At 60.2% G+C, this 23,815-nt stretch carries 18 protein-coding genes; 6 read left to right on the forward strand and 12 right to left on the reverse strand.

The features are described 5' to 3' along the window. The 7 genes from EKA13_RS19995 to EKA13_RS20025 form a co-directional block, all read right to left on the reverse strand. A partial coding sequence (locus tag EKA13_RS19995; protein WP_065761029.1) for a cation-translocating P-type ATPase occupies positions 1-2,615 on the reverse strand: 2,615 nt, incomplete at its 3' end. Positions 2,616-2,680: 65 nt separating this feature from the next. Continuing rightward, complete coding sequence (gene polX, locus EKA13_RS20000) at positions 2,681-4,474, reverse strand: DNA polymerase/3'-5' exonuclease PolX (RefSeq protein WP_083199862.1); 1,794 nt, start codon at positions 4,472-4,474, stop codon at positions 2,681-2,683. A gap of 98 nt (positions 4,475-4,572) precedes the next feature. Next, on the reverse strand, positions 4,573-5,715 hold the full coding sequence (locus EKA13_RS20005; RefSeq protein WP_065761030.1) for an ABC transporter permease: 1,143 nt from the start codon (positions 5,713-5,715) through the stop codon (positions 4,573-4,575). After that, complete coding sequence (locus tag EKA13_RS20010) at positions 5,712-7,205, reverse strand: efflux transporter outer membrane subunit (protein WP_100250151.1); 1,494 nt, start codon at positions 7,203-7,205, stop codon at positions 5,712-5,714. Before EKA13_RS20010 ends, EKA13_RS20005 begins: the two co-directional genes overlap by 4 nt. Then, positions 7,205-8,092 carry an efflux RND transporter periplasmic adaptor subunit gene (locus EKA13_RS20015; protein WP_065761032.1) on the reverse strand — a complete coding sequence of 296 codons (888 nt, stop codon included), beginning with the start codon at positions 8,090-8,092 and terminating at the stop codon, positions 7,205-7,207. Before EKA13_RS20015 ends, EKA13_RS20010 begins: the two co-directional genes overlap by 1 nt. Then, positions 8,089-8,808, reverse strand: a complete 720-nt coding sequence (locus EKA13_RS20020) for an ABC transporter ATP-binding protein (protein WP_065761033.1) — start codon at positions 8,806-8,808, stop codon at positions 8,089-8,091. The genes EKA13_RS20015 and EKA13_RS20020 overlap by 4 nt, the downstream gene beginning before the upstream one ends. Next, on the reverse strand, positions 8,805-9,722 hold the full coding sequence (locus tag EKA13_RS20025) for a universal stress protein (protein WP_065761034.1): 918 nt from the start codon (positions 9,720-9,722) through the stop codon (positions 8,805-8,807). The genes EKA13_RS20020 and EKA13_RS20025 overlap by 4 nt, the downstream gene beginning before the upstream one ends. 308 nt (positions 9,723-10,030) lie before the next feature. On the opposite strand from EKA13_RS20025, the gene EKA13_RS20030 reads away from it, so the two are divergent. From EKA13_RS20030 to EKA13_RS20040, 3 genes are all read left to right on the forward strand, one after another. After that, the gene (locus EKA13_RS20030) at positions 10,031-10,357 is read left to right on the forward strand and encodes a hypothetical protein (RefSeq protein WP_065761036.1); all 327 of its coding nucleotides are present in this window, start codon (positions 10,031-10,033) and stop codon (positions 10,355-10,357) included. Positions 10,358-10,438: 81 nt separating this feature from the next. Then, positions 10,439-13,984 carry a hypothetical protein gene (locus EKA13_RS27905; RefSeq protein ID WP_065761037.1) on the forward strand — a complete coding sequence of 1,182 codons (3,546 nt, stop codon included), beginning with the start codon at positions 10,439-10,441 and terminating at the stop codon, positions 13,982-13,984. Positions 13,985-14,095: 111 nt separating this feature from the next. Further along, positions 14,096-14,854 (forward strand): hypothetical protein, encoded by a 759-nt coding sequence (locus EKA13_RS20040; protein WP_065761038.1) that lies wholly within the window; start codon positions 14,096-14,098, stop codon positions 14,852-14,854. An 83-nt stretch (positions 14,855-14,937) separates the two neighbouring features. On the opposite strand, the gene EKA13_RS20045 is transcribed toward EKA13_RS20040, so the two are convergent. Beyond that, positions 14,938-16,344, reverse strand: coding sequence for a tetratricopeptide repeat protein (locus tag EKA13_RS20045; RefSeq protein WP_281182087.1), 1,407 nt, complete (start codon positions 16,342-16,344; stop codon positions 14,938-14,940). A gap of 35 nt (positions 16,345-16,379) precedes the next feature. After that, positions 16,380-16,964, reverse strand: coding sequence for a hypothetical protein (locus EKA13_RS20050; RefSeq protein WP_065761040.1), 585 nt, complete (start codon positions 16,962-16,964; stop codon positions 16,380-16,382). A gap of 234 nt (positions 16,965-17,198) precedes the next feature. Here EKA13_RS20050 and EKA13_RS20055 point away from each other — a divergent pair, with 234 nt between their 5' ends. From EKA13_RS20055 to fhuB, 3 genes are read left to right on the forward strand one after another with little or no spacing between them, the layout of a single operon-like run. Beyond that, a complete protein-coding gene (locus tag EKA13_RS20055) occupies positions 17,199-17,966 on the forward strand; it encodes an ATP-binding cassette domain-containing protein (RefSeq protein ID WP_065761041.1) in 768 nt (255 codons plus the stop codon). 16 nt (positions 17,967-17,982) lie between these two features. Beyond that, positions 17,983-18,894, forward strand: a complete 912-nt coding sequence (locus tag EKA13_RS20060) for an ABC transporter substrate-binding protein (RefSeq protein ID WP_065761042.1) — start codon at positions 17,983-17,985, stop codon at positions 18,892-18,894. After that, a complete protein-coding gene (fhuB, locus tag EKA13_RS20065; RefSeq protein ID WP_065761043.1) occupies positions 18,891-20,870 on the forward strand; it encodes a Fe(3+)-hydroxamate ABC transporter permease FhuB in 1,980 nt (659 codons plus the stop codon). Before EKA13_RS20060 ends, fhuB begins: the two co-directional genes overlap by 4 nt. A gap of 9 nt (positions 20,871-20,879) precedes the next feature. Here the strand turns inward: fhuB and fhuF are convergent, their stop codons facing one another. The 3 genes from fhuF to EKA13_RS20080 all read right to left on the reverse strand — a co-directional run. Beyond that, a complete protein-coding gene (gene fhuF, locus EKA13_RS20070; protein WP_065761044.1) occupies positions 20,880-21,650 on the reverse strand; it encodes a siderophore-iron reductase FhuF in 771 nt (256 codons plus the stop codon). 49 nt (positions 21,651-21,699) lie between these two features. Continuing rightward, on the reverse strand, positions 21,700-22,197 hold the full coding sequence (locus EKA13_RS20075) for a sigma-70 family RNA polymerase sigma factor (RefSeq protein WP_065761045.1): 498 nt from the start codon (positions 22,195-22,197) through the stop codon (positions 21,700-21,702). A gap of 232 nt (positions 22,198-22,429) precedes the next feature. Continuing rightward, the coding region (locus tag EKA13_RS20080) for a thioesterase domain-containing protein (protein ID WP_245704365.1) at positions 22,430-23,815 on the reverse strand (1,386 nt) is incomplete at its 5' end.

The following is a 23,815-nucleotide window of genomic DNA, read 5'->3' on the forward strand; positions in this document are numbered from 1 at the left end:
AGCACGAACGGTATTAACAACAGCCACACCTGCCAGGAAACCGGGCTGGTTCCCAGCAACTGGTTGCCCCAAGGGGTATAGGCGAACACCAGGATCAGCAAGACCTCGAGCATGACACCCCAGGTTATCAAGCGGTTCCCCCGCAACCCTGTTTGCAGGCAAGACCGGCTTGCGCTACGGCACATGAAGACATTGACGATCTGCAACACAACGATTGCGACCATGCTGGCCGTGGTTCCCTGCAAGTAGAGCGCATCGCTGGAAGGCAGTGCCTGCCCCCACGTCCACCCTCCCCGCGTCAGCACAAAAAAGAACGCTGCCAATGTGCCAAGCGCTTCAACAAGCCCGAGAACGAGATAGCCTCGTAACGCCAAGGCCAGATTGAACAGACGTTGCTTGGGAGGGCGTGGTGGCCTGCGCATGATATCCGCGTCCGCCCGCTCTACCCCAAGCCCCAGTGCGGTCAATGAGTCGGTCCCCATGTCGATGGCCAGCATCTGCAGCGGCGTGATTGCCAGCGGAACCCTGGCAAGTGCGAAACACAGATAGGGGATCAGCTCAGCCATGTTGTGGGCCAGGATATAGGTCAGGAACTTGCGGATGTTGTCGAAGACTGCCCGGCCTTCAGCGATGGCGGAAACGATGCTCGCAAAGTTGTCGTCCAGCAGAACCATGTCGGCCGCTTCCCTGGCGACATCGGTTCCCGATACGCCCATGGCGATACCGACATGCGCATGCTTGAGCGCCGGCGCATCGTTAACCCCATCCCCCGTGACGGCAACGATCTCGCCCTTGCCTTCAAGCGCCGTGACAATACGCAGCTTCTGATCCGCCGAAATACGTGCACAGATGATTTGCGGTGCATCGAGCGCCAGCAGTAGCTGGGTATGCGACAGGTTCGTGATCTGCTCGCCACTGAGCACCAGCGGCGACGCAATGGTCACCAGGCCAATCTGCCGGGCAATGGCAACAGCGGTGTTAGGATGATCACCCGTGACCATGATGGTTTTGATGCCGGCCTGCCGACAGGCCATGATTGCCGCAGGCACCTCTGGCCTCGGTGGGTCCTGCAGGCCTGCGAGCCCTGCCAGTATCAAGCCTCGCTCACACGGTTCCTGCCCAGGTGGCAACCATCGCCAGGCCAGCGCCAGGACACGCAACCCTCGATCGGCCATGCGTTCTTGCGCGTTGAGAATGTTCGCCCTCAGCTCGCGTGAAAGCGGTTCTGGGCGCTGCAAATTCCAGGTCGACTCGCACAGCGGCAGCAATTTTTCCAATGCCCCTTTGCACAGCAAAACCCGCCCTTCGGGGAGGTCATAAATCACCGACATACACATGCGAACGGCGTCGAAAGGCAGCTCGTCGATACGCAGCGCCCCATTCCACGGGGCGATCTGTGGCGCGGCCATGTGCATCAGCGCTTGCTCCATCGGGTCGCCACAGTACGTCGCGGTTTCACCCTGCCCGACAAGCCGCACGTTATGGCAAAGCCCTGCAACCCAGAAAAACGGCAGGTTCGCCTCGCACAATGCCGGTGACAGGCCTTGCTCGACGTCCGGGTACTCACTGCCATCCAGCCATAGGGTTTGTACGGTCATGCGGTTTTGCGTCAGTGTCCCGGTCTTGTCGGTACAGATCACCGTCACAGAGCCCAACGCCTCCACACACGGCAAGTGTCGAATCAGTACCTGCTGGCGAGCCATGCGCTGAGTAGCCAGCACCAGCGCCAACGTCAGTGTCGGCAAGAGCCCTTCAGGTACCATCGCCACAATCAGGCCGATGGCGAAGATCAAGTCTTCCCAGAACGGAACGCCAAACAGGTTGCCCAGAAAGAAAAACAGCACGCTGATGCCCAATGAAAGTGCCAGGATGCTTCGGCTCAGGCGGATGATCTGGAGACGCAACGGCGACATCTGATCACCGCTGACTTGGGTCAGGTGTGCAATCCGCCCGAACTCGGTGTGGAGCCCCGTGGCAAATACGACGGCAGTGCCTTTACCGGACGTGATGGACGTACCGGCCAGCACGATGTTGCGGGCATGCAGCCGGTCTTCACTGTCGCAGGCAGATGCATCGCGCAGTTCGGCAGTGGCTTCGCCGGTGATCGTGGCGTTGTTGACCCGCATGCCAGAGGCTTCGATCAGCCGACCATCCGCAGGGACACTGTCGCCTTCCGCTAACAGCATCAGGTCCCCGGGCACCAGATCATCAATCATGATCGCTTGAACGGTTCCATCACGTTGTACCTGCACCTGCTGTGGCAACAACTTGACCAAGGCGCTTAAAGCCTTTTCGATGCGGTACTCCTGCCAGTATGAGAACACCCCGCTAATCAGGATGACGGCAACGATAGCCACGCCAAGGCGCCCCATGCCCTCACCGGGTACCTGCCATTCAACGGCAAAGGCCAGCAGTGCAGCAATCCAGAGCACAACGGAGAACAGTTGCGTGAACTCTGCGAGCAATGCCCACAAGCGGTTACGCCGCTTGGCCGGTGCCACGTGGTTTGGCCCGAACTGCTGCAAGCGCCGCTGTGCCTCGCCAGAAGACAACCCCTGGGCCGTAGTGTGGAGGCTGGCCAAGGCATCGGTAACTGACTGCTGATGAATGTTCATGTGCGTGCCATTGGTGCCGAAAAGGAATGGACCGTTTCAATCACCCCATCAACAGCAAGTTAAGCTCAGGCAGAATTTGAGTTCAGGAACTCCTTGAGCGCCTTCAGCGAGCGGGTGTTGAGCACGTCATGTTTTTCCAGCCAGGCACGGCGTGCCTGTGCGACCCCATACTGCAAATAGGCAAAGTCGGCGCTGCGGTGGGCATCCGAGTTGATGCTGATGAGCACACCTTCATCCTTGGCGTACCGGCACTGCAGGTCCAGCAGGTCCATGCGTTGGGGCTGTGCATTGAGCTCAAGGCAGCAGCCACGCTGGCGGGCAGCCTTGATGATTGCGGGCAAATCCAGGTTCAGCGGATCACGCTGGTTGATGAGTCGGCATGACGGGTGCGCCAGCATCGTGAAATAGCGATGATCCATGGCCCGTAACAAGCGTTGCGTCTGCTGGCGCAGTGTCAGGAGAAAATGACTGTGTACTGCGCCAACCACCACGTCCAGCCGGCCCAAGATGTCATCCGGCAGGTCCAGGCTGCCGTCTTCGAGAATGTCCACCTCGATGCCCTTGAGCAGGGTAATGCCCTTCAGACGGGCATTTAGCGCATCAATCTGGTCGATCTGCTTGAGCAACCTGTCGACATCCAGGCCATGGGCGACCCTGAGGGATCTCGAATGCTCGGTGATCGCCAGGTACTCCAACCCGGCCTGTTGTGCGGCCAACGCCATCACTTCCAGGCTGTGACTTCCGTCCGAAGCATCGGTGTGGGCATGCAAATCGCCTTTAAGGTCGCCCAACTCAATCAGCTTGGGCAAGGTGCCCGCTTGTGCCGCCGCAATCTCGCCGCGATCCTCACGCAGTTCAGGTGTCATCCATTCCAGCCCCAGCGCCTGATAGACAGCGCGTTCAGTGGCGCTGGCCAGGCATTTTCTTGCGCTGAATACGCCGTACTCACTGAGTTTGAGACCTTGCTTTTGGGCCAGCTGGCGAATCGCAATGTTATGCGCCTTGCTGCCAGTGAAATACACCAGGGCTGCGCCATAGGCAGCTGGTTCGACCACACGCAGATCCACTTGCATACCGGTGCCCAGCACCACGCTGGCACGCGTGCGCCCGCGCACCAGCACAGTGGAAACGTCCTGATGCTTGAGCAAATGTGCGGTGACGTCCACCGACCGCGCAGCGGCAACCAGAATATCGATGTCCCCGACCGTATCGCGCATGCGTCGAACGCTGCCGGCAACCGTGGCAGCCTCAACACCGGGAAGCTGTTTCAGGTAATCGGCAAGGCGACTGGCCACGGGAGCCACAAAAGCCAGCGGCAGCCTGCGGTCCCTGCCGATGCCCTTCTGTGCCGCCTGCAGCAGCCGGGCCTCGATCTTTTCACCGAAGCCGGGCACATGACGAATGAGCCCCTCTTTGGCGGCATGGCACAGTTGCTGAACGGTTTCGATACCCAGGTCGTGATAGAGGTGTTTGATTCGTCTGGGCCCCAAGCCGGCGATGGAAAGCAGTTCGACCAAGCCCGCAGGCAATGCGGTACAGAGCCGTTGGCGTAGCGCACAGTCTCCGGTGGTGACAATTTCATTGATCTTGCCCGCAAGATCAACGCCGATACCACTGAGTTTAGGAAGCGGCTCCCCCCGTGCGATCAGCTCTGCCACCTCGAAGGTCAAGGCCCTCAAGGTCCTTGCTGCATTGCGGTAGGCCCGAATACGGAAGGGATTGGCATCCTCGATTTCCAACAGATTGGCAATATCTTCAAAGACGGCGGCGATCTGATCATTTCCGACCACCTGCCCGGCCGTGGCCGAAGAAGGCAAAGCGGGTGCCGGCTCTTGAAGAGGTGCCACGGTCAGCTTCATAGCGCAATCGACTCAATGGACGTCATCGGCTCAGCATTGCCGATCCCGCCAACCTGTCATTGATATACATCAGACATCGCCTGAATGTCGGTTCAATTTCACCCCCTGAAAATGTCGAACGGCTCGATTCTGAGCACCTTGCGTATCCCGACATAGCTGGAGGCTGCGGCAATCAGCAGCACCAGACCAAAGGCCAGCCCCAGGTTCCAGTATGTGATCATCGCGGCATAATTGGGCAGATAGGTACGTACCGTGACGATCATAACCGTGACCAGGCCGACACCTAGACCGTACCCCGTGAGGGCTGTGAAGGTCGCCATGAAGAGGATCATGTAGATCAGCTCGCGGCCTTTGGCACCAATAGCCTTGAGGGCTGCAAACTTGTCCAGGTTTTCCAGGATGAAGGTGTAAAACGTTTGCCCCGAGATGGATAGCCCGACCAGGAAACTGATGATGGTCATCGTCAGTATGTTGGTGCCAACCCCGGTCTGATAGATGTAGTACTCGGTGATGCGCTGATTGAACTCTTCCCTGGTCAAGGCGAGATAACCCAACTGGGCAACCTGCAGTTTGATGGCGGCTTGTACGGCCTCGTTCCTGGGCTCCAGCAGAATGTACGACACCGTAAAGCGGGTGGTCGGGATGTATTCGATGGCGCGTCGGTAGGTGGTGTAGAGCGTCGGTACGCCGGTCAATCCGCTGGTCAGCACCTTGGCGATGCCGACGATGGTGCCGCGGTGGTCATTGAGCTCGAAGGCGGTGCCGATCCCGGGGCTCTCCAGTTTCGAATATTCAGTATCGCGAACGACGATAAATGCGTTGTCTGCGTAGATGTCTTCGATAGCCCCCTGTTCAAGCTCAGGGCGACCGAACAGGCTGGTGTCGTCCAGGCCTACCACACTCACCGCTTGATAGGTGCCACTGGCCAACCTGACTTGCGCCCCGCCAATGAATACAGGCACTGCATAGCGCACCTGCTCCATGCTGCGTACAGCATCGAGCAGGTAATCCGGCAGCGGGATGACACTGGTCGGCGTATTCACGGCCGGGTCCATGATCCACATCGCTGCACCGATATTGGTCACCGTCGAGTAGGCGCGGTTCAGAATGCCGGCGAACATTGCAGTCATCTGCATCATCAGGAACACCGAGAACGTAATCCCGACCAGCAACGCCGAAAACTTGGCCTTGTCGTTCACCAGCAGTTTGAAGCCGATTTTCAGGATGCCTGAGTACTTCATGGCATTTGCCTGCTATCGGCGCTTGGGGGTGCATTCCACCAGCCGCCCCCAAGCGCAGCGAACAGCCCGACGGTGTCCTGGTGCCGCTGAGCCAGTGCTTGCAGATAGGCAAGATTGATCTGCTGAAGCTGGACGTCGGCCACCAGCAGGTCCAGATAAGTCACCAGGCCGGATCGGTAGTTGGCTTGCAGCAAGCGCAACGCCTCCTCAGCACTGGCCTGCGCCTGCGCCTGCTTCAGAAGGACCTTCGCATCGAACTCCAACGCCTTGAGGGCATCGGCCACCTGGGCGAAAGACTCAAGCACGGTCTGTCGGTAATTCGCCGCCGCTTGCTGATAAGCATCAATCGCGGCTTGACGACCAAACCACAGGCTCCCCCCCTGAAACAACGGGATGTCGATCGAGGGGCCGATGCTCCAGAACCTCCCGGCACCCGCAAACAGTGAGCCCAGGCTTGAGCCTGCCGCCCCATAGGTTCCGGTCAGGCTGAAACTGGGAAACATCGCCGCCGTTGCTACGCCGATGTTGGCACTGGCACGGTGTAGCTGCGCTTCAGCGGACAAGATATCCGGTCGCTGCCTCACCAGTTGCGAAGGCAGGCTGACCGGCAAATCGGTGGGCAGTGAAAGCGCTGTCAGTTCGATCTCGGGGACGCGCACCTCCGTCGGCGCGACGCCTTCGAGGGAGGCCAACAGGTGTTCGGACTGGCTGATTTTCTGCTCAAGTGCCGGCAGCAAAGCCTCGTTCGTGGCAATCAGGCTGCGTAGGCTGAGGCTGTCCGAATAAGGCGCCGTACCGCTATGTACCTGCACCTCAATGGTCTGTAACTGTTGCTTTTGCAGCCCGATCAACTGCTCGGTTGTGCGCAGTTGTGCTGCATAGCCCGCCCGTGCAATGGCGGTGTTGACGACATTGGCGGTCAGGGCGAGGTAGGCCGCGCGGGTCAACCAGGTTTGGTGGTCGACCTCCGCTTGCAGCCCCTCCACGCTGCGGCGCGCGCCCCCAAAGATATCGAGCGTATAGCTGATCGTTCCACTCAGGGTGACAACATTGAACGTCGACCCTGCACTGTTCAGCCCTGGCTGTACCGGAGAACTACGCTCACGGGTCGCACCAGCACGCGCATCAAGCTGCGGATAGAAAACGCCATGACCGGCCATGAGTGTACTCTGGCTTTGCCGCAGGCTGGCCTCGGCAGCCTGCAGGGTCTGGTTGTTGGCGATTGCCTGGCGGACCACCGAGTTCAGAGCGTCAGACTTGAACAGGCGCCACCAGTCGAACGCAACGTCAGCACCCGGCGAAAAATGTTGCGCCTGGCCCTGCGCAGGGAGGGTGGCCGCTACCGGATTACGCACATAGGCGGTCTGCGGCGGCGCTGCCGGGCGTGAAAAATCAGGGCCTACCGTGCAGGCACTCATCAACATCAGTACAAGTATGGACAGCGCCCGTGCCTGTGGCCACAAAGGTCGATAGACGCTGCACAGGTCCATCATTTGCGTCCTATGAAGACATCCACCAACTGCCCCGGATACACCATCGGGAGGTCTTTTTTCTCGAACCGGAAAAGCACCGGCAACACCCTGAGGTCGACTTTCTCCTGCCGCTGATTTGACAACTGGATTTTCGGCGACACGTACGGCTGTACACGGACAAATTCCAGCGGCACCTTGATGTCCGAGCCATGAATCAGCATCTGTGCCTGGATATGTTCAGGCGCGGGCAAGCGGGTAATCAGGATCTCGTCCACATAGCAGCGTACCGCCAGGTGCGTCTGTTCAGCCCCCATCACCAGCAGCGGACTGAATTGCTGGGTGTACGGATCATAAGCGCCCTGAGGCGATACATAACTGCCCACCGTGGTATTGATAGCCAGGACCACGCCATCCACCGGCGCCATGATCGCGTATTGCGCCAGCGATGCCTGCGCGGCCTTGAGCGCAGCCTGTGCTTGAGCAGCGTTATTTTTTGCAGTGTCCAGCGTGTCTTTGCTGATGGACTTGGGATCAATCTGGTATGAAGCCACGCGCTTGAGGTACTGATCCTGGGCGGTTCGCAGGTTGGCCTGGGCCAATTCAACGTTTGCCCTGGGCACTGCATCATCGAGGCTCACCAAAGGCATGCCGCGGGTGACCACCTGCCCCTCGTGCACCAAGACGTGAGTGACCGGCCCGGAAACCTGCGGATAAATCACGATGTTGGAGCCACCGGACTGCTCGCTTTCGATGATGCCATTGGCATAAATGGCGGTTTCATAGGGGCTACTCGCCGGAGCGAAGGCTGGTGGCAAGGCATGGGGCGTACGCCCGAACAGGTACGCAGCAACCAGCCCGGCCAGTACGCCGATGATCGCCAGCACAAACAGCACCCGGTTCTTCATGATGAAGTCAAGTCAGGTTCGCTGATACGGCCGTCCTCCATGTGGATGATTCGGTCGGCGTACTCGTTGATCCGCACATCGTGAGTGACGATCAGGATGCAACGCTGCTTGTTGAGGATCTTAGACTTTACAAAGGCAATGATCATCTTGCCCGTGTCGCCATCAAGAGAGGCAGTGGGCTCATCGAGAATCAGTATCTGCGGGCTGCCGATGATCGCACGGGCAATCGCCACACGCTGTTGTTCGCCGCCGGAGAGCTTGAGCGGCAGCACATCACCACGGTCCTTCAGGCCTACCACTTCCAGGCTCTGCTTCGCCTGCGCGATGGCCGCGTCCCAGTCACAATGCTTGAGAATCAAAGGAATCGCGACGTTCTCGGCAGCGGTCAAGCGCGCAAAAAGATGGTAGTCCTGAAACACGAACCCAATGCTATTGAGGCGTAACGCTGCCAATTGATCATTGTTCAAGGCCCAGATATCACATCCATTGATATGCACGGTTCCGGCGTCAGGCCTCAGGATGCCCGAGATCATGCTCAGGAGCGTGGTCTTGCCGCTACCGGATGGGCCGACGATGAATACCATTTCGCCAAACTGAGCAACCAGCGAGACCTGGTCGACCGCTTTCATCCGCGCGTCGCCCTCCCCGAACCATTTGGTCAGGCCGCGCGAGACGATCGCTGGATGCGGGGCCGCAGCCGTTTGATCTGAACTCATGGGCACTCACTTGGCTTTATCGCCAGAACACTGCACGGCGCCTGGTGCAGCAGGTACTCGGCTGTGCTGCCCAAGCGTTTGTTCAAACCGCTGTGCTGCACCGTTCCCATGACGATCACGTCAGTCTGATGATCAACTGCAAACGCACAGATACTCGGCAAGGGTGTGCCCTCGATAAAGTGGCAGCGCTCCGCTGGAACGCCATTGTGTTCGATCAGGGCCGAAAACGCTTCGTGCTGGGCCTCTGACAACGCTTCGCAGATACCGGTGGCCAGCGGCAATGCACCGACCCCCATATCCATGGCATACACCGCGGCCCAGTCATACACATGGACCAGGTCGAGCTGTGCGTTGCATTGTTCGGCCAGCTTCACGGCTGCGGCGATGATCTGGTCGTTGAAAACCAGGTCCTGCGCTTCACTGCGTAATACATCGACGATCGCCAGCACGTTGCGCGGCCTTGGGTGGAGGGCATTGGTGACCAGATGCACGGGCGCCGGACAATCGCGCAACAACCGCCAATCCAGTGGCGTAAAGAAGATCCGTTTCAACACCGACTCCTCCTGGGCATCCTTGATGATCAGCGCCAAGGGCATCTCATTGACGAAGTGAAGGATTTCTTCATAGGGGTCTTGAACCCAGACCACCTCACTGGTGACCTCGATCCGGTGCTTTCTCGCCAGCGAGGCTTGCTGCTCAAGCCATTGCCGATGGCTCTCCAGGTAGCCGTCACGGGCTTGCCGGATTTGCTCGGGGGCAAAAAAACCGGCCACCGCCAAGGCTTCGAGGTAATCGAATGCCACGATATGCAAAGGTAGTTGCATCGCCTGAGCCAAGGCCGTTGCGCGTTCAAACGCAGGCGTACGGGTCATTGATGATGGGGCAATCAAGAGCAAACGCTGGGTCTGGGACATGAGGCACCTCGGCGCGGGGCCATTTCAATGCGAGAACGACCACTCAAGGTTGAGCGCTTCGGGCGCGGACGACTTGATTTTTATCAGTTCGAGGCAAGTCGTTTACGTTGAAGTCCGTTTCGAAGGGGGAATGCAGTGGGCAGGTCACGGGGGCGCCGCGCCAAAGGCCTGGAAATCGCTTTTTTACGACTGAATTTGCCCGTCGAATAATCTCGAACTACAGTTTCAACGCGCCATCGCTCGTGTTTCAGGAGTCTTGTCTTTCACACATCCCGCAATAGCCAGTCAGTGCAGAATGGAGTTCTCATATGGCAATCAGCGCTATCGTCAATGCTGTCTTCAACATCGACAGCAAAACCTACACCGCGTCCCTCAACATCCCGAGTTCCGCCCCCACCAAGGACGCACCTTTCCAGTTCAGCGTGATCTCGCAGGCTCCGACGCCCGATGGAGGTAAAGCACCGGCTCCGCAGACACTGCTCGAGGTCGCCGTAGGCAGTACCAACCAGGTGTTCGTTGCCGTTTCACCGCCCATGGATGTGATTTCCGGTGCCATCGGCAGTGATGTGGTTCAAGACCTGAATGTTGTCGTGTCGGAAGGCACCTACAACCGCGAGAAGCATACCTTCAGCTAAGCAGCGCTCGAGTGTGCGACGGGGTGTTCCTGACCACCTCGCCGCATCGAAGCCTATCGTCTGCGGGAGGGCCCTTCGCCCATGGATATCCGCATCTCGGCCCAGTTCGGCTGGTCAGAAATTTTTGGTGGAAAATTCAATAGCCAGAGCACCTGCGAACTGGACTTATCGCGGCAATACAGTCTGATCTACGCCGATCTGGCCACTCCTGGCGGCACCGGGCTCGACGTTTTCTCGTTGTTGAATGATGCGTTCGACACGCAACTGCCCACAGGAAAGATCCTGGTGCAGGATGCCGGCTTTTTCACATTCAGCCATTTTGGCGATGGCGCGCCACCGAGCGGTACGACGCTGCTCAATGTATTCCCTCAGACGCCGGTCCCCATGAGCGTGGCTGAAACGACTCTGTCCATGGACAGCACCTGTGGCTTCTGGCTCACGGTGCGACTCAAGGACATCGAGTTGTTCGACAGCTTGATCCAGATCGGTTATGACACCTCAGCAGGCGCCGGAGACACGCTCTCGCTGTCCGCACTATTGGCCAGCGGCACATCTGCAGGCTCTGCCGTAAAGCAGGCCGTCTATGAGGTGGCCCTACCGAACTTCAAGTTGTTCGGCATGTTCGGTTTCGAGAACATCAAAGTGGGCTACCAGTTCACCACGGCCAGGCGACTGAGCATCAGCGGAAACCTGACCGTGACGGTGTTCAGCAACGACTATGCCTTCTCCGGTGCGCTGATTTCCGATGACGCAAAGAAAACCGTAACGGCCTGCCTGCAGGCGGCGCAACTTGATGCCACGATACCCTCGCTGTTCGGGGGGGCCATGACCGGCATCTCGTTCTCAAACCTTGTGTTCGGCGCCTATGTCCAGTATGGCGATGCCTCGGCACAGAAGCATTTTCAGGTGCAAGGTTCGGTGAAGGTGGGATCGGCTCAACTCACCGGGCAGATCTACCTGCAAAACGGCACGCCTCAGGTGGCAAGCGTCAAGGTCGACCAGACCCTATCAATCGGCGATCTGTTCAGACAGTGCCTGGGTATCAAGCAGCCGCCCACCTCGCTGATAGACATCACCTTCAAGGCCGGCAGCCAACTCTATTACTGCGCAACCGCAGGCTCCGCGCCGCTGAGCCTGAATACGTTCGCCTGCCCGGCGTCGGGAGGGACAGGCGTGGTGCCCGTCGCACCACCGGCCAGCAGCATTCCGTACCTGCCCGGTTTCAATATTCAGGCTGTTTTTGATCTGACGCTCGTCAGCACCCTCGAAGTGATCGGTAACATTCAGATTGCCAAGGATGGCATTACTGCGTCCATTGCCCTGACCAAACCCATCGACATCTATATTCTGACCATCGCTGCACCGAAGGCGACCAGCGCCACAGGCGGGCCGACGCTGTACATTTCCACGGTCGGCGATAAAGCGTCCATGGGGTTCGCCGGCAGTCTGTGGTTCATGCAAGCGTCATTTGGCGTCGATATCACCGTGGCGGCAAGCAAGAACCAAAGCGGCAACCTGCAGATCGATGGAACGCTCACCGCCCTCTCCGATTACGCCCCCTTCCTGCCCAAGAACACGTCATTGGGGGTGCGCTACAGCAAGGATGGCGGGTTCCAGATTACCCACTGGCCAAACTTTGAATACCTGACCAAGGCCATCGACTTCATCAAGACCCTGCAGAAGCTGTCAAGTGAAGGCAAGCCTGGCTGCGGCCAACTGGCAGATTTCGCTTTCAATACGCTGCTCAAGTCCAGCTTCACCATCAGCGTGTCGTTCAGTACGCAGAGTAACGGCGTAAGCTTGCAACTTGACGGCAATTACACCCTTTTGATCGCCGACACCGCCCTCACTGCTGTGGCGATCCCCTTTCCCGGCATCGTTTCGATCCCCCTGCCCAACACTGCCAAGCTCTCTGAACTAGGCGCTTACATCGATAAAGCGCTTGAACAAGCGGCAGAGTCGTTCGTGCAGGGGCTACTCAAAAACAGCGAAGCCATTGCCACGCTGATCGCCCTGACAGCCGGCAAGGCGGCCGCCTCCTACGCCGCCACACTGGCGTGCCAACATCTGATCGAAGGTGCGGCCGCCGACGCAGTAGCGAGCACCGCAGCGGCGGCACTGGCGGCTGCCGAAGCCGCTGCCGCCGGTGCGGCGGGTGCTGCCGCCGCCGTAGCCGGTACGGTAACGGCTGTCGTGGCGATCCTGAACGGCACTGGCACTGGCACTGGCACTGGCACTGGCACTGGCACTGGCACTGGCACTGGCACTGGCACTGGCACTGGCACTGGCACTGGCACTCAGAGTGCTCCTACCCATCCCGCCGTCAATATCAACAACACGGTGGTGACACTGACGTGGGGCGGAGGCCAGGGTAACAGTGGCTATCATGCACAACTGCTCGACAGTGCCGCAAAAGTTCTGCTTGACCAGCCCGGGCTGGCCATCGAGGCACGCCAGACCACTTTCGAGTTCGCCTCCAGTTGGCCTACCGGCACGTACAAGGCCCAGGTGCAGGGCACCAATGCGTCATCCGCCAGCGCCTGGGTTGAGGCGCCGTTTCAGCGCCTGCCGACACCCGCGGACCTGGCCGCTCATCCCGACGACAGCCTCACGCCCCCGAACACTGGCGTAACCTTGAGCTGGACGGCTGTGCAGAATGCCCTGTCATACGTGCTTTCCAGTACCCATGCAGGCAGCACCTGGACGCCGGATCAAACGCTCCAGCCGACGACGCCGGGGCAGGCGCCGCCCACTCGCTGCAATGTGTTGTTCGATGCGGTCGCGCCGGCTGGCGACTTCAGCTTCACCCTTGTCGCCCACGGCAACTCTGCCACGGTGCCCAGCCTGCCGACCGAGGCTCTGGTGCTGACTCGCCTCGGCACGCCGGAGAACCTTCAGGCAACAAGCACAGGCGTCACCGCGACCCTTCGTTGGCAGCCAGTCACCGGTGCCTCCGGCTATCAAGCGCTGATCACCGACGCAGACAGCGCCCTTCAGGTCAGCCTGCTGAACGCGAGCACCCAGGGCGACAACCTGATTGCGTTACTGACGCTCAAGGGTGCCCCTGGAAAGTCGCTCGTCTACCAATTGGCCGTGCAGGCGCTACCCGTTGCGGGTCAGTTGAATGTCATTGCCGGGGCACCTTCGAACGCGGTAAACGTTACGATCACAGCGTTTTCGAGCGCCGCCGACATGGCCAAGGCCCTTATCGCCGAAGCAGTCGAGGGGGGGCGATGCGGCCAATTGCTGCTAGACGCGTTCCCGAACCTGAGCCTGGACACCCTGGCCAGCGCCATGGCCCAGGCCGGTTATGCAGCCGCCGACACCAGCAAAGGACTGCTCAGCGCCTGGCCAGACACACCGCCGGCTGCGTTGGCAGCGGCGTTGACCCAGGCCTATCCGGACCCGGTTCAAATCGCGCGGGATATGCGCCGTCAGGGAGCCCCTGGCGCAGATTGCGCTCAGGCCCTGATCAAGGCGTACCCTGTCCTGACCGCCAAGGAGATGGCAAGCGCCATGGCGCAAGCCGGGTATCTGGCCGATGACACGTCAAGCGGATTGAAGGCGGCCTTCCCTGCCCTGTCGCCACTGGAGATGTCCGTCGCGCTAGTGAGTGCTTATCACTGAGGCAAAGAGCATGCGGTCACGCAAAGTGTGCTGATCGCCCCAAGGTCGGGTGGCATTCGACCGCCCTGTACAAACGCACGACCTGCATTATCACTACAAAGGAGCGTCACCATGATGATGGACGTACAAGACATAGTCAGCCTCTTGGCCCCCTTGAAGCAGCAAGGCATGAGCCCGCTTCAGGCGGTGAATGCCCTGCTGTCGCAAGCATCGGCGGGCGACGGTTCGGTTGCGTTGGTAGTGCCCCATGAGGCGATCATCGCCAGCAGTGAAGCCGTCGCACGCGCCCTGACCCAGGTATTCGCGCCACTGAGTCCCGCAGAACTGGCCATGATCCTGCATGAAAGCTACCCCGCACTGTCGGCCCTCGACATCGGCAACGTCATACTTGCCGCCGAGGTTTTTCCAGACACGCCGGCAGCAGTGATGTTAAGCGCCCTGACCGGCGCCGGGTTCGATGCGAACACCGCAGCCGATGCGGTGAATGTGCTTTACCCCATCACAGTCTCGGTGCAATCCAATCAGCCCTGGCAAGCCACCGGGTTGCATGTCACAGGTCGCCAGGACACACAAATCAGCGCACAGGGCTCATGGACCGCCAACCCCGCAACCGGCATGGTGGGCCCCGCTGGCAACCGCGCATTCATCGCCAAACCCGGGTATACCCTGCCCGGTGCACCGGAAGGTGCGTTGGTCGCCAGGATTGGCGACAATGCGCCTTTCCTGGTAGGCACCCTGGGCCAGGCACCGGTCGGGCAGTCCGGGCAGATGCACCTGTGTATCAATGATGACGTCAATGGGATCTATGGCGCTGGGCTGAAGGATAACCACGGGACACTAGAGGTACATATCGTTACCCAACCCAGCTAGTACACAGCCACCAGGCAGCCGTTGCAGATAATCGGGCGGCTGTCTGGCAAACACCCGAGTGGGCTGATCGGGAGCCTGCGCGGTCATTCTGTGCCTGAGCGTTCCCGCTCGCCATAGAGCAAGGTTATGTTGACTCTTTTGTCAGCATAACCCGGTCGGAATCTGATCGGCGCCGTCGCATGAAACAGGTCCGAGTTGAAGATGATTGCCCGGTTGCAGCGATACGGTATGACAACAGGCTTCGCACCTGCGTCTCTCAAAAAGGCCGAGATCCTGTCCCCTTGTCGGTTGTAGGCCTCGAAATCCCAATCCATTGGTGCTTCCACATCATAGATCAGCAGCCCACCAGACGCCTGGTCCAGATTCGCCTCATCTGGCGTAATCCAGAAGTTCACGTTCACCGCTGCAAAATCCGCATGAGGGTGCGTTGCAGGTTGGTCATGCCGGTACTTGAACCCCCACATCTGCAACAGCGGATGCCGGCGACCAATCACATTCGGGAATGCCTGCTGGATCTCTTCGGCAATCTGCAACAACAACGGGCAATTGAAGCCGTCCCTGAAGAACGCGCCCAGGCGGTCATAGGCATACCTGTTGGCATGCCAGACGGTGGATTCCAGGCAGAACGTCTGCAACTCCGAAAGTGCTTTCGGCGTCAGGAAATCATCGATTACAACGATACCCAGCGTGCTTGCCAGATAGGCCTTCTCAGCGTCCAGGTTTACCCCAGTGCGCGACAACGCGTTTTCAGGCAGCCTCGCCGCCGGATAATGATGAACGATGCGCCCGTAAGTGCTCTTCATGTGCACAGCGTCACCCACGCGCAGCCTCAACGCAGCGTCGTTTTCGTCAAAACACTGAACCGCCTGGCCATAGCAGTCGATGATGCCATCGAAGACCTCGCCCAGCAGGCCGTGACTGCGCAAATACCGGTACTGTTCGAGGTCATGCTGCAGCTTGCCCTTCGATAACCTTGGCTCGGGTATCGTTACCAAGGGCGGATAGGCTGGCATCGGGTGATAAACACTGGCCCGGGTGACTGCGGCATACCGGGTCGCCCAGTAGCCAGCATCGACGAGATCGTTGGCCTTCAATGCCGTGCTGATCAGGTTGTCCAGTATTTCCGGGTCATGCGGGTAGCGCTCGACCAGCACCCGCCACATTGCCCTTGCTTCGTCGAACTTGCCAATGTGGACATACAAATGGGCGAGCAGGTAGGCAAGGTTCGCACGCGCCAGTTCAAACCCGGGGTCACGTTGCAAAGCCGTCTTGTAGCTGGCCAAAGCTTCTTCATTCCTGCCCTGCGCCTGCAGAACCCAGCCCAGGTTGTTATGAGCCATAGGCCAGTCTGGCTGCTGTTTCGCAACAGCCCTGAAACAGACCTCGGCATCCTCGTAGCGAAGAGAGAGGCACAGCCGGTGCCCCTCTTCGATCTGTGCGAGCCCGTCACCGGCTGCAGGCTGCTCATGCGCAGCCCGACCAGTACCCACCGCTGTGCCATAGCGAGGTGTTTGTGGCGCCAATGCTAGACAAACCCTCGAAACTGCTCCAGATACAAGCTCAGTTGCCTGGCATCGTCTATCGCTTCGTTGACGGTGCTTTCTACTGCGTCATTCCACGCGTGTATTTGCTCCCTGGCGGTATGGGTGTCGTCAAGCGCGGCCCAACTGGACTCTTGAACCTCAGTAACATCGAGCGCCCTTCGCTGACCATTTTCAGAAGCATTGAGCACAAAGTCATAGTTGAACAGAAAGCTGCTTTCTATCAGTTTCGCCAGCATGCCGGTGCATCCAATAAACCCGACATAAACCTCGCCGTCGGTCGTGGCGATCGGAACCCCGGTGGTGGTCACTATCCCGCCAGGCGTCCTCATTTTGCTGATCTGGCCACCGGGCTGACTGTGCTCCTTGAGGCGAGTCTCCAGCGTGCGGGATGTATAGCCGCAATAGACCGGGAAGCACGCGCCGTCCGCGGTCGACGTGACGAAATAGAGAATATAGAGGCCAGCGCTTGTTACTGCCGGGGTATAGGTTCTGGTCATCTTGTAGGATGAGCCGCCATAGGCACGGATAATACCGGTTATGACCCGACTGTCCTGTTCTGCGTTCATGTGCACGTCCTTGTAGCCAGGGGTAGGAAATCATTCGTACAAGAGCATAGCTGACGATTATCCAGCGGCCAGTTCCGCCTCTTTCTGCGCCCTGCGTCAGGGCTGTGGTCGCGGCGACTCCTCACGAGCAGGTGCTCGATGAAAAGACAAATAATTGATAAGCATTACCATTAGTGTTACTTTCAGCAGCCCTACTTCACGCGCCCTGACTGCCGGGGCTATTGCGAAAACACGATGTTTGAACTGCAATCGGTCAGCTTCAGTGTTCCCGGACGAACCCTGCTGCACCCGCTGAACCTGAGAATCCCCCACGGCCGCATGGTCGGCCTGATCGGGCATAACGGCTCGGGGAAGTCGACATTGATCAAGCTGCTGGCCCGTCAGCAACTGCCAGCCGAAGGGCAGATCACGCTGGACGGCAAACCCCTGTCAGGCTGGCAGAACCGTGAATTCGCGCGACAGGTCGCTTACCTGCCGCAGCAACTGCCACCTGCCGACAACCTCACCGTGCGAGAACTCGTCAGCCTTGGCCGCTACCCGTGGCACGGCGCCCTGGGGCGTTTTGGCAAAGAGGATCGCGAGCAGGTACAACGCGCCCTGGAGCTCACCCACACGCTCGTCTTTGCCGAGCGCATGGTCGACCATTTGTCCGGCGGCGAACGTCAACGTGTCTGGCTGGCGATGCTGCTTGCGCAAAACAGCCGCTACCTGCTCCTGGATGAACCCACCTCGGCCCTGGATATCGCCCATCAGGTGGAAGTGCTCGCGCTGGTCAAGAACCTGAGCGTTCAGTTAGGGCTTGGCGTGCTGGTGGTGCTCCACGACGTCAACATGGCTGCACGCTATTGCGACCATCTGCTCGCCCTGCATCAGGGGCGCCTGATGGCTGAAGGCAGCCCTGCCGAACTCATGCGCAGCGACACCCTGGAAAACATCTACGGCATCGCCATGGGCGTGCTGCCCCACCCTCAAGGCGGCTCACCCATCAGCTTCGTCTACTGACCCGGAGAGCATCCTGTTGCCTGCCATCGCGCTGCGTGCCGCTCTAACGATTGTGCTCTCTGTGTTGCTACCTGCCGCCTTCGCACAGCCTGTGACCTGGAACGATGATTTTGGTCCCGTCACCTTCAAGCAACCACCACGCCGGGTCATCGTGCTCGACTGGGGGCTTGTGGAGCAACTGCTGGCCATCGGCGTCACTCCCGTAGGGGTCGGCGAACCAGACGGTTATCGTCGCTGGGTATCGACCCCGGCGTTACCGACCAGCGTGGCCGATGTGGGGGCTCGTCGCGAGCCTAATCTGGAAGCCATGAGCCAGTTGCGCCCGGACCTGATCCTGGCAACACCCGAGTACGCCTCGATCCTGCCGCTGTTGAACGCGGTGGCGCCGACCATGCTCCTGGCCACGTTCGATGACAGTGGCCAGCCGTTGCAACGCTCGCGGCAGATCACAACGCTGCTTGGGCGCATGCTCGATCACCAAGCGCAGGCGGATGCCCTGCTCAAGCGAGTCGACAATCACTTCGCCGCAGCCCGGGCCGCGCTGGCCGGGCAAGCCCTGGAACCCTTGTACCTGGTCACCTTTCTTGATGAGCGGCACTTGCGCGTCAACGGTGGGCAAGGCCTTTACCAGGCGGTGCTCGATGAGCTCGGTTTACGTAACGCCTGGCACGGCCCCACCAGTTCCTGGGGGTTTGCGACCATTACCTTGGCGGCACTTGCCACCCCGTCCGATGCACGCCTGGTCCTGTTCGAGCCGTTGCCGGACGCCGCTGCGCTGAATCGCAACCCCATCTGGAAAGCCCTGAGCGCCGTGCGTGAGCAGCGCGTAGACAGCCTTCCTGCCGTATGGCCCTACGGCGGCATCAGCAGCGCCGAGCGCCTCGCCCTGCTGCTAAAGCAGCGTTTTGCCCCGAGCGCCCAGCCATGATCCTGCGTTACATCAATCGCCACCCCGCACCGCTACTGACCCTGATGCTACTCGCAGCATTGGCCCTGGCAACCGGCAACCTTGCCACGCACCTGCCCCCTGGCCTGTGGTGGCAAGCCGTCAGCGCCCCCCAGACAGAACAACTCGATCAACTGCTGGTGCATTACAGTTGGCTGCCGCGAATGGCCATGGCCTGGTTGTGTGGCGCGACCCTGGCGCTGACCGGCTGCATACTGCAGCAAGCGTTACGCAACCCATTGGCCGAGCCTGCCACCCTTGGCATTGCTTCAGGCGCGCAACTGGCGTTGAGCATGGCCACCCTGTGGGCACCCGGGCTGCTCGTCCATGGCCGCGAATGGCTGGCGCTGGCCGGTGGCGCGGTGGCGCTGCTGCTGGTGTTCGCCCTGGCCTGGCGCAGAGCCTTCAGCCCGTTGGCACTGATCTTGGGCGGCATTCTTGTGTCTTTGTACTTCGGTGCGGTCAATGCCGGGTTGATGATCATCCACGGCCAGGAGCTGGGGCCGCTGTTCATCTGGGGTGCCGGCTCACTCGTGCAACAGGACTGGCAGCAAGTAGCGTTTTTGCTGCCACGGCTGCTGCCGGCCCTGGGTGTGCTGCTGCTGATTCGTCCGCTGACCCTGCTTGGCCTGGAAGATTCCGGCGCCCGCGCACTGGGCCTTTCACTCAATGGCAGCCGTGTGATTGCCTTGGTGTTGGCCCTGTGGCTCAGCGGCTGCGTGGTGGCCAGCGTCGGCATGATCGGTTTTATTGGCCTTACAGCCCCCAGCCTGTGCAGCATGCTCGGTGCGCGCCGGCTGAAGGATCGACTGTTGTGGTCACCGGTGCTCGGTGCGCTGCTGCTATGGCTCACCGATCTGTTGGTGCAAAGCCTGGAAGGCTTTGACAGCGGCTTCCTGCCCACCGGCGCAGCGACGGCGCTGGTGGGTGCCCCACTGTTGATCTGGCTGGTACAAGGCTTGCGCTTGCGCGGCGATACGCCGCACTCAAGCGCCCACAGCAGCCGCCCCCGGTATTCAAACCGCGTACTGTTGTCGGGCCTGGCGCTGTTGCTGGTCGCCACGGTGATGGTAGCGCTGGCCGTGGGCGATGGCCCGCAAGGCTGGACCTGGAGCCACAGCCCGATGCTTCAGGCGTTGCTGGAATGGCGCACGCCACGGGTGTTCGCCGCACTGGGCTGCGGAGCCTTGCTGGCGCTGGCGGGTTGCCTGATCCAACGCCTCACCGGCAACCCACTGGCAAGCCCGGAACTGCTCGGCATCAGTTCAGGGGCAGCCATGGGCATGTTGCTAGCCTTGATCGCACTGCCCGCTGCCAGCAACGGTACGCTGGTCGGGGCCAGTACCGCAGGCGCCGTGCTCACCTTCGCCGCGTTGCTGGCCTTGAGCCGACGTGACAACTTCTCGCCAACCCAACTGTTGCTGGTGGGCATCGCCGTCGGCGCGTTGTTCGATGCCCTGCTGCAAATACTCCTGGCTAACGGCGACTCACGCGCACAACACATGCTCAACTGGATGGCAGGCTCCACCTACCGCGCCAATGAGCAGACAGCGTGGCTGCTTGGGGGGATGTTGATGCTGTTTGGCGGGCTGTGCCTGATGCTTCATCGCTGGCTGGACATTCTGCCACTGGGTGAGGCCGCAACCCGAGGCTTCGGTGTCAGCCTTCGTGGTAGCCGCCTGGCATTACTGGGCTTGAGTGCGTTGATGACAGCCTGCGCCACGGTGGTCATTGGCCCCTTGAGCTTCATTGGCCTGCTGGCTCCGCACTTGACCCGTATGCTCGGGCTGGTACGGGCACGGGCACAACTGATGGGCGCCATTCTGCTGGGGGCCTTGGTGATGGTCGCGGCAGACTGGCTGGGGCGCAATGTGCTCTACCCTTACCAGATGCCCGCCGGTTTGCTGGCGGCGCTGATCGCGGGGCCTTACCTGATGCTGCAGTTGTGGCGGCGCTGAGCCGCCGGCTCATTCGACGCTCAGGCCGCGCTCAGCCAAGGCATAGCGCAACAACAGCTCATCGCTGATCAGCGGGCAATCGCTACAGCATTCATAACCGGGTAGCCCGTCACGCAGGCAACACTGGCGGCGCTGGCGGATCTGCAGCGGGCCTTGTGGCCCTGGCATCTGCACATAGCGCACCGGTTCGAACAGCCGGTTGCGCTTGCCGTGCGGCCACTCGCGAACCCTGATCAGCGCCTCGCCATGGGCCAGGGTGTCGGTCGGAAAGCCACGCTCGGCCAACACACCGACAATACTCTCCACATAGTTGCCGGCGTTGCTCCATAGCACCCGGGGCGACAGCTTGACCACGCGTGCCAGTGCATCGATGAAAGGCTCCAGGTTGCCCTCTATCAAGGGTGCAAATCGCTGCCAGGCATCATCAGGCGCTACCCGCTCACCAGGGTTCGGCAATACCAGGCGGGCAGGCAGCCCTTGCGCATCGATGACCACCTCGATGTCGTCCAGCGTGACGGGCAAGTGCCACCCCAGCACCAGGCTTGACGCAACCACTGCAGGCAGCACGGTCAGGAAATAGTCCTTGGACCATAAGGAGGCCAAGGCGCGCCGGTCGGCACCGGGATACCCCACGGCATACAGGTCCAGGCACTGTTCAAGCTGCTCGGCTTCAACAAAGCGCCGCCCTGACACCACCGGCTGGTCGCCGGCACTCAGGCTCAGGCCTTCGGCGTATACCGCCAGTTCTCCACAAAACAGAGGGGCCAATACATCGATCAAGAGCTGTACATCCGTGTAAGAGGCGGGCCAAAAGTCATTTCAAAAGGCATTACTGTGCCCGGTTTGCAGGCACAACGCCCAGTCGCTGGCGACAATGACGCAGGGCATCACGCAGGAGAAAATTGATCAGGGTCGGCGAGGCGTCCTCACGGCGTGCGGCTTCGCGCTGGGTATGCCCTTGCAGTTGAGTCATTTCAAAAATGCGCCGGGTGCGCTCGGGCAATTCCAACAAGGCGCGGTGCACCTGCTCAAGCATTGCCCGATGGATAACGGCAGCCTCCGGCGAGGGTTTTGAACACAACAGGACATACGCCTGCTCTTCCCCAACACTGTGGCAGTTCTCCCAGTGCTGACGCCGCAGGCGGTCGATGGACAGGTTGCGCACCATCCGGTAGAGATAACCCAGCGGATGGGCCACAGGCAGACAAACAGGCTGTTCACACAATTTGAGGTAGATATCCTGAGCAACATCTTCTGCCTGATAACGACAGCCCAGTATGGCGTTGGCTCTGTCGATCAATGCCTGGCGATTGTCCAGAAAAGCCATCAGTAGCTCCGGGTTGTTGTTCGTTCCATGAGTCGTCAAAGCGAAACACCTTCAGGTCAATAAGAAGGGGTGAGTCCGATCGCGAATAATGCTATTACAAACCATTATCATTAGCAATTAATGACAAGGTGTTACTACGCCGCGTTCGAGGCGAATCCGCCTGTGCGCTCATGAAGCCAAAACCACGTGCATGGACCCATCCAGGCACGTGGTTAAGTTGCGCTCAAACCATTCAGGCGCCAGGCAACGCCTCAGCCAGGCTGCGCAGGAACGCTGGCTCCCGGACGATTCCGGCATGACTGCCCTCGATCTCCTGCCTGCTTTGCGCCTGCACGCCAATCCCCCGCTCCAATGCGGTCTGCGCAGCCATGGAAACCTCTGCCACTTCGCTTGACCACCAGCACTGCGGTGCCACATCGCAAGGCTTCAATGTGCAGTTAGCCGTCAGACCATTGAGGTGGCGCATCACGGCGAAACCTTGAGCGATATCCCCCTGCTCGATACGCGGCGCATCGCCACGTGATTGTGCGACCGCCCAGGCCAGTACGCCCTCGATCAACTCGGCATCGCTGCAGCCCTCCCGTCGCGCCTCAGCGATACGAGCCTGGACAGCGGCCAGCGGCACATCGCCGAACAACTCCACCAGATAACGGGCAAAACCGCTGTCCAGGTCGGCGTGCTGCGCCTCACCCGTCGCAGCACCCACGCCAGGAACGAACGGGTCGACCAATCCGAGGAAGGCTACCGGTTCACCGGCCTCACGCAGCAACCGCGCCATCTCCACCGCGAGGGCGCCTCCCAGGGACCAGCCCAGCAGGTGATACGGCCCCTGCGGTTGAACCCGGCGAATCGCCTGTACATAGTCGTGGGCCATCTGCTCCAGAGAGCTGTCGCGCCAGGTCGGCTCTACAAAACTGCGGCACAACAAACCATCAACCTGCCAGGTCGCTTCCAATGCACGCGCCAAGGGGTAGTAACCAAACAGCGTGCCGCCGCCAGGGTGTACGCAAAACAGCCGAGGGGCTCCTGCGCTGGCCTGATTGAGAGGCACACGCGGTGACACCTCGGCAGATGGCCCTTGCACCCGTTGCAACAGCTCACTCAAACGCGGGTACTGCATCAGTTGATCGAGCCGGACCTTCAGGCCCAGTCGGTCTTGCAGTGCAGCGGTCAAGGTCAATGCCAACAGCGAATGGCCTCCGAGGTCGAAGAAGTTGTCGTCAAGGCCCACACGCTCTACCTCCAGCACCTGCGCCCAGATACGGGCAACAGCCTGTTCGGTATCGGTCTGCGGCGCCCGGTACTCGCGGCCTGCAGCAGCGTCCGGCTCGGGTAGCGCGCGACGGTCGAGCTTGCCGTTGGCGGTCAGCGGCAAGCTCGCCAACACCACGATCTGTGCCGGGACCATGTATTCCGGCAGCCGTTCATGCAGGTGGGCCTTGAGCTCATCCTGAATCGCCGGGTCCGGGCTGGCGACATAGCCCACCAGCCGGGGGCCACCGGCCCCTTCCTTGACCAGCACCGCCGCTTCGTTGACCTGGGGGTGGCTTTGCAACTGCGCTTCGATTTCCCCCAGCTCGATGCGGAAACCGCGAATTTTCACCTGCTGGTCGATACG

It is taken from the genome of Pseudomonas defluvii, assembly GCF_001695625.1.
In the GTDB taxonomy this organism is placed as follows: domain Bacteria; phylum Pseudomonadota; class Gammaproteobacteria; order Pseudomonadales; family Pseudomonadaceae; genus Aquipseudomonas; species Aquipseudomonas defluvii.